12 protein-coding genes and 1 pseudogene are annotated in these 13,752 nt (G+C 66.1%); 5 read left to right on the top strand and 8 right to left on the bottom strand.

Annotation, left to right across the window (positions count from 1 at the left end; all coding sequences use genetic code 11):
• From HB681_RS36875 to HB681_RS36845, 7 genes and pseudogenes are all read right to left on the bottom strand, one after another.
• Positions 1-360, bottom strand: a pseudogene (locus HB681_RS36875) (bifunctional glyoxylate/hydroxypyruvate reductase B); the annotation flags it as partial.
• Positions 361-381: 21 nt separating this feature from the next.
• Positions 382-1,551, bottom strand: a complete 1,170-nt coding sequence (locus tag HB681_RS36870; protein ID WP_213959859.1) for a YncE family protein — start codon at positions 1,549-1,551, stop codon at positions 382-384.
• Positions 1,548-2,198: a bifunctional 4-hydroxy-2-oxoglutarate aldolase/2-dehydro-3-deoxy-phosphogluconate aldolase gene (locus tag HB681_RS36865; RefSeq protein ID WP_213959858.1), complete on the bottom strand. Its 651-nt coding sequence runs from the start codon at positions 2,196-2,198 to the stop codon at positions 1,548-1,550. Before HB681_RS36865 ends, HB681_RS36870 begins: the two co-directional genes overlap by 4 nt.
• A complete protein-coding gene (gene edd, locus HB681_RS36860) occupies positions 2,195-4,099 on the bottom strand; it encodes a phosphogluconate dehydratase (RefSeq protein ID WP_213959857.1) in 1,905 nt (634 codons plus the stop codon). The genes HB681_RS36865 and edd overlap by 4 nt, the downstream gene beginning before the upstream one ends.
• Positions 4,100-4,156: 57 nt before the next feature.
• Positions 4,157-5,572: a pyruvate kinase gene (pyk, locus tag HB681_RS36855; protein WP_213959856.1), complete on the bottom strand. Its 1,416-nt coding sequence runs from the start codon at positions 5,570-5,572 to the stop codon at positions 4,157-4,159.
• Positions 5,573-5,583: 11 nt separating this feature from the next.
• Positions 5,584-7,224: an NADP-dependent glyceraldehyde-3-phosphate dehydrogenase gene (locus HB681_RS36850; protein WP_213959855.1), complete on the bottom strand. Its 1,641-nt coding sequence runs from the start codon at positions 7,222-7,224 to the stop codon at positions 5,584-5,586.
• A gap of 226 nt (positions 7,225-7,450) precedes the next feature.
• Positions 7,451-8,188, bottom strand: a complete 738-nt coding sequence (locus HB681_RS36845) for a transporter substrate-binding domain-containing protein (protein ID WP_256735257.1) — start codon at positions 8,186-8,188, stop codon at positions 7,451-7,453.
• A 163-nt stretch (positions 8,189-8,351) separates the two neighbouring features.
• Here HB681_RS36845 and HB681_RS36840 point away from each other — a divergent pair, with 163 nt between their 5' ends.
• Complete coding sequence (locus HB681_RS36840) at positions 8,352-9,089, top strand: enoyl-CoA hydratase (protein ID WP_213959860.1); 738 nt, start codon at positions 8,352-8,354, stop codon at positions 9,087-9,089.
• Between the two features lie 292 nt (positions 9,090-9,381).
• On the opposite strand, the gene ypfH is transcribed toward HB681_RS36840, so the two are convergent.
• Entirely contained in the window at positions 9,382-10,056 is a 675-nt protein-coding gene (gene ypfH / locus HB681_RS36835; RefSeq protein ID WP_213959853.1) for an esterase, read from the bottom strand.
• Positions 10,057-10,380: 324 nt separating this feature from the next.
• Here ypfH and HB681_RS36830 point away from each other — a divergent pair, with 324 nt between their 5' ends.
• From HB681_RS36830 to HB681_RS38595, 4 genes are all read left to right on the top strand, one after another.
• Positions 10,381-10,932 (top strand): hypothetical protein, encoded by a 552-nt coding sequence (locus HB681_RS36830; RefSeq protein ID WP_213959852.1) that lies wholly within the window; start codon positions 10,381-10,383, stop codon positions 10,930-10,932.
• Positions 10,929-11,069, top strand: a complete 141-nt coding sequence (locus HB681_RS36825; protein WP_213959851.1) for a hypothetical protein — start codon at positions 10,929-10,931, stop codon at positions 11,067-11,069. Before HB681_RS36830 ends, HB681_RS36825 begins: the two co-directional genes overlap by 4 nt.
• A gap of 107 nt (positions 11,070-11,176) precedes the next feature.
• Complete coding sequence (locus HB681_RS36820) at positions 11,177-12,877, top strand: integrase (RefSeq protein ID WP_213959850.1); 1,701 nt, start codon at positions 11,177-11,179, stop codon at positions 12,875-12,877.
• A 406-nt stretch (positions 12,878-13,283) separates the two neighbouring features.
• Positions 13,284-13,637 carry a hypothetical protein gene (locus tag HB681_RS38595; protein WP_256735256.1) on the top strand — a complete coding sequence of 118 codons (354 nt, stop codon included), beginning with the start codon at positions 13,284-13,286 and terminating at the stop codon, positions 13,635-13,637.
• Positions 13,638-13,752 lie beyond the last annotated feature (115 nt).

The following is a 13,752-nucleotide window of genomic DNA, read 5'->3' as shown; positions in this document are numbered from 1 at the left end:
ACGGCGCGACGTCGCCATGATCAGCGCGAAGACCGTGTCGGCCGTGGTCTCGGTCAGCACGCCCGGCGTGTGGCACAGCACGATGCCGCGCTGCTTCAGGGCCGCCAGGTCGTAGTTGTCCACGCCGACCGAGATGCTGGAAATGATCTCCAGCGCAGGCGCGCTCGCCAGGTCATCGGCCGTGATCTTGAAGCTCGACCCGATCAGGCCCTGCGCGTCATGCAGCGCCGCACGAAAGCGCGGCAGTTCCTCGGGGCGGCGCGGGTCGGCCACGGTCACGTCGTGCTGCGCCCGGATGCGTTCCAGCAGATCGTCCGGAAGCTTCCTGAACACCACGACTTTCTTGCGTGATTCACTCATGCGTTTTTCTCCTTGGGGAATTCAGCGCGGCATCGAACGGATCGACGATGGACCGCCCGGCACCGCGAGGCGCTCGCCGGTGTCGCGCAGCTTGCCGGCATCGACCGCGAACACGGCGATCTGCTTCTCGACGTTGAACTGGACGAGGATGTACTTGCTATCGGCCGTGAACACCACGCCCTGCCCGCCCTCGCCGGCGGGCAACTCGCCCACACGCTCGGCCTGCCCGTTCCGGATCTCGAACAGCACCAGCTTGCCGTGCTCGCGGCGGCCCGGATTGTCGGGCTTGAGGTTCGAGCCGTCCATCGACTGCGCGGCGATCCAGCGGCCGTCCGGCGAGATCGCAGCCGCTTCGGGCAGCGACGGCACCGTCATGTGCTGCACCGCGCGGAACGGCCGCCTGGAGATGTCGACCAGCGTCACCGTGTCGACGTCGCCCGCGAGCACGCCCACGTCGCCGGCCAGGCCCGCCAGCCCGACGTTGCTGACAACGGCCCAACGGCCGTCGCTCGACACGTCCACCGAATACGGCGCGATGCCGCTGGAGACTCGCTCGCGGCGCGTCGTGACGGCGCCGGGCGCGACGTCCAGCACCACGACGCCCTGCTCGTCGCGCAGCGCCACCAGCGCTGACTTGCCATCCGGCACGAAGCTGATGCCGGCCAGCCGTCCTTTGGACAGCGCGAGGTCGCCAGTGGCCACCAACGCCTTGCCCTTGATCTCGAACGACGAGACGGTGCCGCCGACGGTGGCCGCCAGCAGCACGGTGCCGGCACGGTTCACCGCCAACCCCTGCGGATGGTGTGCGACCGGGACCTTGGAGATCACGCGCGGCGGCGTGGCCTCCAGATCGACGAGTTGCAGGTAGTTCTCCAGGATGTTCTTCTGCGCCGCGTGGTCGTACCGGTTCGGCGCCGAGACGATCGCCAGCTTGCCGTCGGGCGTGATGGCCACGGCCTGCGGCGGGCCGGCGATGGTGGCCGCAACCTCCACCGTCGCGACGATGCGCGGTGGAAAGCTGGAGGCATCGATCACGTTGAGCGTGTCGTGGCCGGCATTCGCCGGGAAGGTGTCGCTGCCCGCGACGCGCTGGTACTTGGCGTCGTTGGTCGAGACGATGAGGTCGGCTGCAAGTGCTGTGGTGGTCATGGCGACGCCGCACGCCAGTGCGGCTGCTAGTTTGAATTTCATGATCGAGTTGCGCCCTCGAGAAAGGGACGCCCCAGGGCGCAGGCTTGCCGCGCGAGTTCGCTGATGCGCGCCCAGTCCTTGCCCGCCACGGCGTCGGCCGGCGTGAGCCACGACCCGCCGACGCATGCGACGTTGGGCAGTGCCAGGAAATCCGGCGCAGTGGCCGCGGAGATGCCGCCGGTCGGGCAGAAGGTCACGCCGGGAAACGGACCGGCCAGTGCTTTCAGCATGCCGATGCCGCCAGCCTGTTGCGCCGGAAAGAGCTTCAGTTCCGAGTAGCCGGCCGCGCGCGCGGCGATGACATCGGACGGCGTCATCACGCCGGGCAGCAACGGCAGGTCGTTGTCGCGTGCCGCCGCGATCAGATCCGGCGTCAGGCCCGGACTCACGCCAAACACGGCGCCGGCCTTGCGCGCTCGCTGGAAGTCCTCCGCACGCGTGATCGTGCCCACGCCGGTGATAGCGCCCTCGACCTCGTTCGCGATGGTCTCGATGGCCTGCAGCGCCATCGGTGTGCGCAAGGTGACTTCAAGCACACGGATGCCACCGGCGACCAGAGCGCGTGCCAGCGGCACCGCGTCCTCCAGTCTGTCGATGACGATGACCGGGATCACCGGCCCGGTGCGCAGGGTGTCGAGAATGCTCATGCGGAAACTCCTTCGGAAAAGACGAAATGGCCATGCAGGGGCGCCGCGTCGGCGACCCTCGCGGTGCCGGCAAGCTCGGCCGCCTGGAAGGTGATCGCGCCCTCCTCCGCGCCCAGCGCGTTGGCGCGGAACGCCGCGAACAGTTCGCGCCCCATGCCATGTTGCGAGGCGCCGAGGTCGGCAACCGCCGGCTGCCGCGCCTGCCATTCAGCAGCGTCCACGCGCGCTTCCAGCAGGCCGCGTTCGCCGTCCAGCACGAGCAGGTCGCCATCGCGCACTCGCGCCAGCGGCCCGCCGGCGAGGCACTCGGGCGTCACGTGGATCGCAGCCGCCACCTTGCCCGACGCGCCCGACATGCGGCCGTCCGTGACCAGCGCCACGCGGAAGCCCTGGTCCTGCAGCACACCCAGCAGCGGCGTGAGCTTGTGCAGTTCGGGCATGCCGTTGGCGCGCGGTCCCTGAAAGCGGACGACAGCGACGAAATCGCGGTGCAGCTCGCCGCGATCGAAGGCGGCCATCACCGCCTCCTGCGTGTCGAACACCCGCGCCGGCGCTTGCACCACGCGGTGCTCCGGCTTGACCGCCGAGGTCTTGATGACAGCCCTTCCGAGGTTGCCGCCCAGGAGCTTCAAGCCGCCGTCGGGGCTGAACGGAGCCCAGGCCGGCGCCAGCACGCTGGCATCGGGGTTCGCGCGCGACACGTCGCGCCAGGCGAGCCGGCCGGCATCGTCAAGCTGCGGCTGCTGGCAATAGCGCGCCAGCCCGCCAGTGCCTGCCACTGTCAGCGTGTCGCCATGCAGCAGGCCCACGTCGAGCAGTTCGCCGATCACATGGCCCATGCCGCCCGCGGACTGGAAGTGGTTCACATCGGCCTTGCCGTTCGGATAGACGCGGGCCAGCAGCGGCACCACGTCGGAAAGGTCGCCGAAGTCGTCCCAGTTGATGACGATGCCGGCCGCACGCGCGATGGCGACCAGGTGGATCGTGTGGTTGGTCGATCCGCCGGTGGCCAGCAGGCCGACGATCGCGTTGGCAATCGTGCGCTCGTCGACCACGTGGCCGATCGGCGTGTATTCGGCGCCCTCGGCGCCGATCTCGACCGCCCTCTTCGCGGCAGCGGCGGTCAGCGCGTCGCGCAGCGGCGTCTGCGGATGGACGAAGGCGGCGCCGGGCAGGTGCAGGCCCATCACTTCCATCAGCATCTGGTTGCTGTTGGCCGTGCCGTAGAAGGTGCAGGTGCCGGCGGAGTGATAGGACTTCTCCTCGGATTCGAGCAGCGCGTCGCGCCCGACCTCGCCCTTGGCGAAGCGCTGGCGGACGCGCGCCTTCTCGTCGTTGGAAATGCCCGAAGGCATCGGCCCGCCGGGCACGAAGATCGTCGGCAGGTGGCTGAACTGCAATGCGCCGATCAGGAGGCCGGGCACGATCTTGTCGCAGATGCCCAGGCACAGCGCGGCATCGAACATGTTGTGCGACAGTGCGACCGCGGTCGACAACGCGATCACGTCGCGGCTGAAGAGAGACAGTTCCATGCCCGGCTCGCCCTGCGTGACGCCGTCGCACATCGCGGGCACGCCGCCCGCGAACTGCGCGGTCGCGCCGGCCTCGCGCGCCGCCTGCTTGATGAGCGCGGGGAAGCGCTCGAAGGGCTGGTGCGCGGACAGCATGTCGTTGTACGACGAGACGATCGCCAGGTTGGGCCGCCTCAGTTCGCGCAGCATGATCTTGTCGCCGGCCGGTGCCGCCGCATAGCCATGTGCCAGGTTCGTGCAGCCGAGCGCCCGGCGGATCGGTCCCTTGGCGCGGGCCCGTTCGAGGCGGGACAAATAGTCCGCACGTTGTGTCGCGCTGCGGCTGCGGATACGGTCGGTGACCGCCTGAAGCACGGGATGAAGGCTCAATGGAATCTCCTCGAAGGGGTGGATGCGTCGGCGCGGCGTGCCCTGCGGCAGGCCGCGTCAGGCGCGTGCGATGTGCAGCAGGTTGGTGGTGCCGGCCTGGCCGAAGGGCATGCCGGCGGCGATGACGACGATGTCGCCGGACTTGGCATAGCCTTCGTGGCGCGCCACGGCACAGCCTGTCTCGACCATGCCCGGCACATCACTCACGTCGTGTTCCACATGCACCGAGTGCACGCCCCAGGCCAGCGCGAGTCGCCGGGCCACGGGCAGTTCGGGCGTGATGCTGACCACCGGCACCACGGGACGCTCGCGCGCGGCGCGCAGGCTCGTGTAGCCGGAACGGGTGTAGGTGACCATCGCCGCCACCGGCACCAGGCTCGCGGTCTGACGCAGCGACGAGCAGATGGCATCGGCCACGGTCGCCTCCGAGGTGCTGTGCGACGCGTCGATCACGGTGCGGTAGTGCGGATCGCGCTCGACCTCGGCAATGATGCGGTCCATCATCGCGACCGCCTCGCGCGGATACTGGCCCGAGGCCGATTCGGCCGACAGCATCACCGCATCGGCGCCGTCGTAGATCGCGGTGGCGACGTCCGAGGCCTCGGCACGCGTGGGCACCGGCGTAGTGACCATCGACTCCAGCATCTGCGTGGCCACGATCACCGGCTTGCCGGCATCGCGGCAGGCCCGCACGATGCGCTTCTGAATGCTCGGCACCTGCTCGGCCGGTATTTCCACGCCGAGGTCGCCGCGCGCCACCATCACCGCATCGGACAGCGCGACTATCGCATCGAGCCGCTCGATGGCTGCGGGCTTCTCCAGCTTGGCGAGCACGCCGGCGCGTCCCTGCACGATCTCGCGCAGTTCCTGCATGTCCTCGGGCCGCTGCACGAAGGACAGCGCGACCCAGTCGACGCCGAGCTGCAGGCCGAAGTCGAGGTCGCTGCGGTCCTTCGGCGTCAGGGCCGAGATCGGCAGCAACACCTCGGGGACGTTGACGCCTTTGCGCTCCGACAGGCGTCCGCCCGCGACGACCGAGGTCTCCGCGAAGTCGGCGCCGCAGGACTGCACGCGCAGGCGGATCTTGCCGTCGTCGAGCAGCAGGTCGGTGCCTGGCTTGAGCGCCGCGAAGATCTCGGGATGCGGCATCGGCGCGCGCCGCGCGGTGCCTGGCGTGATGTCGAGATCGAGGCGGAACGCGTCGCCCGCGCTCAGGGTCACCGGACCGTCGCCGAAAGTGCCAACGCGAAGCTTGGGCCCCTGCAGGTCGAGCAGGATGGCGATGGGCCGCCCGGTCTCTTGTTCGATACGCCGCACGATGTCATGGCGCGCGCGGTGTTGTTCATGGCTGCCGTGGCTGAAGTTGAAACGGAACACGTCCGCGCCGGCATCGAAGAGTGCGCGGATGGTGTCTGCGTCGGAACTTGCCGGGCCGAGGGTGGCGACAATCTTGGCGTGGCGTTGTCGGTGCATGCGTCGCTTCCTCAGAGAATGAAACCGGTGTTGATGAACTGCGACGTGTGCTCCTGCACGATTGCGTTGAGCAGCTTCCTGCTCGGCTCGGTCTGCTTGGCAGCGACCATCGAGCGGATCGAGAAGGCCCGCAGCGCATCGGCCACCGACAGCGTGCCTTCGGCCGAATCCTTGCGACCCGCGAACGGGAACACATCGGGCCCGCGCTGGCACTGGCAGTTGATGTTGACGCGGCAGACCTGGTTGACCAGCGGGTCGACCAGCGCGCCGATCTGCGCCGCATCGGTGCCGAAGACGCTGACCTGCTGGCCGTGGTCGGAAGTGATGATGTAGTCGAGCGCCGTCTCGATGTCGTCGAAGGGCATCACCGGCACCAGCGGGCCGAATTGCTCCTCGCGATAGAGCTTCATGCCCTCGCGCACCGGGTAGACCACCGCGGGCAGGTACAAGGTCTGGCAAAACTCGCCGCCGCCTTCGTTGACGACCTGCGCACCCTTCGCCCTCGCGTCTTCCAGCGCCTCGGTCATGTAGGCCGTGCGGTGCAGGCCGGGCAGCGGCGTGATGCTCACACCCGCCTCCCACGGCATGCCGACCTTCAGCTTGCCTACTTCCTCGGTGAAACGCTGGACGAAGCGATCGACGATCGAGCGATGCACGATGAGCATCTTGAGCGCCGTGCAACGCTGGCCGTTGAACGAGAGCGCGCCCAGCAGGCACTCCTTCACCGCCAGCTCGATGTCGGCATCGGGCAGCACGATGGCTGCGTTCTTAGCATCGAGTCCAAGGATGGCCCGCAGGCGATGCGACTTCGGATGCTGCTTCTTCAGATGGTCGGCCACCTTGCTCGAACCGATCAGCGCCAGCACGTTGACCTTGCCCGAGGCCAGCAGCCGGGGCACGACCACGGCGCCCGGCGCATAAATGGTGTTGATGACACCCGGCGGAAAGGCCGTGCGGAAAGCCTCCAGCAAGGGATGGAACAGCAGCGTGCCATACTGCGGCGGCTTGAACACCACCGTGTTGCCCATCAGCAGTGCGGGGATCAGCGTCGCGAAGGTCTCGTTCAACGGATAGTTGTACGGCCCCATGCAGAGCACCACGCCTAGTGGCGTGCGGCGGATCTGTCCGATGGTGCCCTCCGCGATCACGAAGCGGGAGCTGCCGTTGTCGAGTTCCTTCAACGACTCGATGGTGGCCTGGATGTACTCGACGGTGCGGTCGAACTCCTTGCGCGAATCGACCAGGCTCTTGCCGATCTCCCACATGATCAGCTTCACGATGAGTTCGCGCTGCTGCGCCATCTGGCGCACGAACTCCTGCATGCAGCCGATGCGATCGGCCACCGCCATGGTCGGCCACATGCCGCGCCCGTTGGCATAGGCGGCCACTGCGGCGTCGAGGGCGGCGTCGCTCTCGGCCTCGCCCATCACCGGATAACTGCCGATCTCGACCTGATTCACGCTGCCCGTGGCCGGGTCGCGCGTGCAGACCGGCGACAGCACCTTCTTGCAGGGCCCGTTCCATTCGACAAGCTCACCGCGGATCAGCGAGTGCCGCTGGTGCACCGGTTCGGCGAGGCGGTGTTCAGCAGGGATGTCTGCGGGCGTCGGGAAACGCTGCGCAAGCTCCGCGTGGCAGTCGAGGGTAGTCATCAATGGGCCTTAGTTGATTGGGCCAGCCGGAGACTTCTGAAAGCTGCACCGGCCGGCATCGCTGGGTCAGACGAACTGCTGGTGTGTCGTCAATTCATGAAACCGGTTTCAGTTCTGGGCAAAAAATTCGGACCGACTGGCCCGCGGGGCTGGAGCTAGCTGAAGACTCCCCTCCGCGATGGCGGCTGGCTGCGACCCCGCAGCGGTCTGCCGCCGCAAGAGACGCTCATTGCATCTTGGGCAGGTCGACGCCGAGCCACTTGCGATAAAGCTTGTTGAGTTCGCCATTGGCCGTGTTGCGGGCGACGAAATCATTGAGGTTCTTGAGCAGGTCGTCCTGGCCCGGCCGCATCACGATGCCCATGAACTGCTGGCGGAGCACGAACTTCTCTTCATAGGCGCCTGGCACGCGCTTGGAGATCTGGTTGGCAACGATCGTCGGGCAGCCGATCGCATCCACTTGTCCGGAGATCAGCGCCTGCATGGCCGAGGAGTCGTCATCGAAACGGCGTATTTCCGTGCCCTCGGGCGCCGCTGCGGTCAGCGCCACGTCCTGGGTGCTGGCACGCGTGACGCCGACGCGCAAACCCTTCAGGTCGGCCGCCGTCTTGATCGGCGTCTTGGTCGTGCCGTACACCACGATGGTGGCGGCCGAATAGGGCGTGGAGAACTGCACCTGCTTCGAACGCTCCGGCGTGATCGCCAGCACGGCCACCAGCACGTCGACCTTGTTGGTGAGCACATAGGGAATCCGGTTCGGGCCCGTGACCGTCACCATGTTGACCTTGACGCCCCAGTCCTTGCCGAGCAACTTGGCAACGTCCGCGTCATAGCCGTCAGGCTGGTTCTGGGCGTTGGTCGTGGCGAATGGCGGGACATCGACCATCACGCCCACGGTGATTTCGCCCTTCTTCTTGATGTCGGCCATGGTCTGGGCGAAGGCGGTAAACGCGGGCACGGCCATGGCGAAAGCGAGGACTGAAGCGAACAACACGCGGCGGGATGGGAAGCAAATCATGAGGTCTCCTGATGTGGAGTCTTATTGTATGAAACCGGTTTCAGCCCATGGCTAGGGATTTCCCTTAGAGCTCTTCTGGGGCGGCGCGCGCCGTGCACCGCCGTCCGCGATCGCGTCGGTCACCTTCGACCGCCCGTCGGCGCGCAACGCCATGACCTGGACGATGTACGAGCAGTTGGCGCATATCTGCACTGATCTGGCTGCCCGCGACGACATGCGTGTGGTCACCTTCCGCGGGGCCGGTGGGCAGGCCTTCGTCGCCGGGACCGATATTGCGCAGTTCCAGGATTTCCAGAGCGGCGATGACGGCGTGGCGTACGAGCGTCGCATCGACGCGGGCATCGCCCTGATCGAAAGCCTGCCGTTGCCGACTGTCGCGGCGATCGATGGTTGGGCAGTCGGCGGCGGGCTGGTGATCGCCGCTGCTTGCGATTTCCGGATCGCCACGCCGGCCTCGCGCTTTGGCGTGCCGATTGCGCGGACGCTGGGCAACACGTTGTCGATGGCCAATCTCGCGCGCCTCAAGGCGGCATTCGGGCCAGCGGTCGCCAAACGGATGTTGCTGCTGGGGGAGGTGCTCGATGCCGATCAGGCTGCCGCTAGCGGCTTCCTTCACGACATCTGCTCAGCGACCGAACTGGATGCCTCGCTGGCTGCGTTGTGCGAGGAATTGCTCGCCCTTGCGCCGGTGACACAGCGGGTCGCGAAGGAAGGGCTGCGGCGCCTGGCCTCGGCGCATCTGCCCGATGGCGACGACCTGGTCCGGCAGTGCTACGGAAGCGCTGACTTTCGCCATGGCGTTGAGGCTTTTGTGGCTCGGCGTACGCCCGTATGGCAGGGTAACTAGCCGACGAATCGCGACGACGTCAACGACATCTTCGGCGCCGGGCACTCGAGCTTCGCGCTCGCGATGGCCAAGACCGCGAAGGAAGCGGCACCATACTGAAGAAGGCGGTAACTTTGTCTGGAACTAGGCGGCCCCTGCCGCCGCCCTTCTCGAAGCCTTCCTTGAAACAAGTCGCACATCCCGGGGCGGGACATCTATCCGCACTGAGTCGACGAGAGCAGATGGCCCACTTCGCGGTCAAGGGCGTGGCCAACCCGGCTCGCGGCTAGATGCACGGTTCTAAGCCGCAAAGCTAACCGAGCCGGCCAGCACCCGGGCCCTGCGAGTCCAGCCGCGCAGTCAGTCGCTTCAGAAGGGTGGGATGAGGTTCATGGCCCACGGCCTGCACGATGTCGACCGTGACCTCGGTCCCCAACTCGAGCAGCCGGGCGTTCGCGACCTGCGCCAGCATCGATGGCATCACCGGATCGACACTGCCGTGCACCAGATGCACCGTGGCTTCGGACTTTCGCTCGGGAAGGTTGGCGAATCGCCCTGCAAAGGACACGACGCGCATCACATTGGGATGTTCGAGAAGGGTCAATTCGAGCGCCATGATCGCGCCTTGCGAGAAGCCGGCAACCACTGTGTGTTGCGGATCCACGCCAGCCACCTGCTGCCAGTGCTGCACGGTCGCCACGAAGGCGGGCATCGCCCCGTTCACGCGCGCCTGCCGGTTCTGCTCGGTCACACCGCGCACGGAAAACCATTGCAGTCCGTTGGAGACATCGGAGGGCTCGGGAGACGCGACGCTGACGACAAGCGCGTTCGCATCGCGCGCGGCGAACCAGCACGCCACGCCCAGCATCGACTGCGGCGAGGAACCGACGCCGTGCATGCGCAGCACGAGGCCCGAGGCCAGTCCTTGCGGTTGTTGGACGATGAGGGAAGCGCTTGTAATGGGTGTGCCTCGAAACGGGTGAGTCATGCGTGGGCGGCCGAGGCCGGCAGGTCGCCGAAGATGTAGCCTTTCTTCGAGAGCACGCCGTAGGTCACGCCGCCCTCGATGACTTCGACCGCCTCGCCAGCGCTGCTGGCCTCGACGGCAACTAGCAGGGGCAGGTAGTGCTCGTCCGTAGGAGAAAGTAAATCTGATACCGGCTACGCGCGCCGTTTGCCTCTAGCGGCTGCTCAGGTAGTAACAGACTTACCGTCGCAAGAAAGAAAGTAAATCTGGTACTTCGCAACCGCGCAAAGCAAATTCGATACTTCGCGAATCCAATGCCTCGAGGGCTGCGTAAGGTGTTGAATCATGAGGAGTTTTGCACCACGCTTCTCGACACCGCTGGACGCACCACGGCCACGCGGTGCCCGGCTGCTCGAGGGCTTCAGCCCCAAGCTGGGCAGGCGGATCCACCTGTTCGATCTTGCGACATTCGACCAGTGGCTCTGCCTGGAAGCCGATCCGACGGTGCTGTGCCTTTGTGAACGCCCTCTTCGCTTGAGTCCTGCACCTGGATCTCGCCTTGTTGATTTCTGGGTTCACCGTGACGACGGTGAACAATTGCTACTCGTCGATGACGGCGAGGATGAACACTCGTCCCCCACCGCGAGCGACATCCCGCTTCGACGCGTCGCGGCCGTTTCCACCCGAGCGTGGATTCAACCTTCACTGACGCTATCAATATTTCCGCACGTACGCGAACCGATGGCGCTGTCCAGTCTCGAGCGAGCATTCGCAATGGGCGATCCGCCCGTCGTGCGCGGCGCCGTCTTCGAACTCCTGCGCACAGGTCGTCTGAGTGCGCCCTCATTGCATAGGCAGCCGTTGACACTGCACACGCTCTTCGAGCCCACCCCATGAATCGCCAAACCGCCCGCGAACTCGATCCGTCCTCCTGGCCGGCGTTCGACGCGTCTGCGCTACACAACCCGCAGCAGGCGATCTACTTCGCTCGACATCAAGCGCAATCGAACTCTACGTCGCCAACGTATCGCTGACGACGATCGAAGCCAGCACCGGCGTCAAACGCGCTCACCTCTATCGCCTCCTCGATCACTGCCTCGCGCCCCACGAGGATGGGCGTGTCTTCGGATGGCGCGCACTCGTGCCGTATGCACGCGTCGCTCCGTACCAGCGCATCGCCAAGCTCCGGCTCCAGCCGGATGGTTCCGGCGCCGCGGGCGCGTTCGAACGGTTGTTGCAGCGCAATCCTGCCATTGCAGACTGGATCGCCCGACAAGTGCGCGCGAAGCGCATCGCAGTCGAACAGACCTCTACCAGCAACGGCCTGCGCGTCCGGCTTCGCGGCTTGAAGCATCTCCACGCCGACTTTCTTCGCCAGTGCCGGCAGGCGGGTCTCACCGCCGCGGACTACCCGTTCAACGTGCAGCGCATGGGGATCCGTTCACTGTCCAAGGTGGTACGCGCCGAGTGCCTGCGCAGCTTCGGCCGCGGAGCACGGCTCGCCGGGGCCACTCACCTGAAGGGCATGCCGGGTGACGTATCGGCTCCTGCTGCACGTCAAGCATTCGATGTGGTCGAGTTCGACGGTCATCGTCTTGACGTGCGACTGAAGGTCGTCGTGCGCGACCCCTTGGGATTTGAGCAGCAGTTCGAGATAGAGCGCCTGTGGCTGCTGGTCATCATCGATGTCTACAGCCGCGCGGTGTTGGGCTATCACGTCAGCCTGGGCCGCGAGTATTCACGCTATGACGTGATCCGTACGGTCGAGGCCGCACTCGAGCCGCACCGGCCACGTCTCTTCACGCTCCCCGGCGTCGGCTACGGTGCGCTCGGCGGTTTTCCCTCGGGGAAGCTGCCTGAACTGGGCTACGCCACCTGGCGGTGGATCAAGCTCGATAACGCCAAGGCAAATCTCTCCGAGGATGTGCGCCACGCGTTGGCCGAGTTCATCGGCTGCTTCATTGACGCGGGGCCCGCGCACACGCCGGACGATCGCCCCTATATCGAGCGCTTCTTCGGCTCGATCGCCTCGAGCCTCTCCTCCCGGCTGCCGGGCTACACCGGATCGAACGCACGCGACGTGCGGCGCGCGCTCGCGCACCCGGGCGGCGACCTCCGGCTGTTCGTGTCGCTGGCGGAGATCGAGGAACTGTTGGAGGCGGCCATCGCAACCTACAACGCCAGCCCTCACGACGGCCTGAACGGCCGCACGCCGCTTGAGGCCGTGGAGTATTCCGTGCGCGCCGATGACGCCATGCTCAGCTGGCTGCCCGAGGCAAAGCGGCGCACCCTGTGCCTGATGCAAACGCCCAGACGAGCGACTGTGCGCGGCTACCTTCACCAAGGGCAGCGGCCCCATGTCAATTTCTTCGGAGTCCGCTACACCAACGCCGTGTTGGCCACCACCGCCGCGTTCCTTGGTCAGGAACTGCACATCTACTATCACAGTCAGGATCTGCGCGCGGTACGCGCTTTCGGTGCGGACGGAGCCGAGATCGGCGTTCTCAAGGCCCAGGGCGCGTGGGGCGAGATCGCACATGACCTGAAGCTGCGCCAGGAGATCTTGCGCCTGCGCGGGCGCAAACGCCTGACCAGCGCCCTTAGCCAGGAGTTCCTGCAGGAGTACGTGCAGCACAAGCTCACCAAGGCCAGGCGCACGCGTCGCGCGGCTAGCGACCTCACGCAGACGCTGCGCACACTCGCAGCGGCCCCGACAAGCATTTCAGAGCTTCCGCCCCAGCCGGCGCCGGCGCAGATGCCTGGCGATGCGCCCTCCCCGTCTCCTCAGCGCGTCGAGCCCGAACGCCTGGCCATCGGTTGCGGCTTCGTGGGTTCAATCTGACCCGCCCGGTTTGAAACGCATCAGCCGGAGTCAATCATGACTAGCAAGCCGACACCAACCACGTCAACAACTGCGGCCCGGCCAATCGATCCGACGTTGCACCCGATTGAGACCGGCAGTTACCGCATCGCCACACCGGCCATTCAAGCGTTCTCAGACCTGGTTCAGCGGTGCCTGCGCTACCGGATCACCGGTGCACTGACCTACGGGCCGTCCCGCATCGGCAAGACACGTGCAATCGAGTACCTGCGTCTGCTGCTGGCCCAGACCCAGCCCAAGCTCACCACCTATCACGCACAGGCAGAACACAAGCCGCGGCATGCCGAAGGGCCATTCTTCGCCAATCTCTTGGAAGCCGTTGGCCATCCGGAACCCGACAGCGGCTCCAACTCGGCCAAAAAAACGCATGCGCCTGATCAACAAAATCAAGGAGGCCTGCGCGCGCAATGGCGGCGGCACGGTGGCGTTGTTCTGCGACGAGGCACAGCGCTACGACGAGAACGAGTACGAGTGGCTACGCGACGTGCACGATCATCTGGATCGACTTCAGATCCGCCTCTTCACCTTCCTCGTAGGCCAGCAGGAACTGCTGGCCGTGAAGACGGCGTTGCAACGCGCGAGGAAAACCCAGATCGTCGCGCGGTTGATGGTGGAAGAGTTGGCCTTCTTCGGTATCCGCAACGTGCGTGACGTGGCGACCAGCCTCAATGGCTACGATCAGACCTGCTTCCCCTGTTGTGGGATGCCTTCGAGCGGCTGAATCACAGACACGCATCAACCCGATCCGGCCTTGTGGGACGTTGCTGTGCGCAGTTGCGGCTACATCCAGTCGCGACAGGCAGTCAGCAATGCGCTGACGACAATGATCGCTTGAC

The sequence above is a fragment of the Variovorax sp. dw_954 genome, from assembly GCF_018449755.1.
In the GTDB taxonomy this organism is placed as follows: domain Bacteria; phylum Pseudomonadota; class Gammaproteobacteria; order Burkholderiales; family Burkholderiaceae_C; genus Variovorax.
The sequence above is the reverse complement of the archived record's forward strand: the minus strand, read 5'-3'. Positions and strand labels throughout refer to the sequence as shown.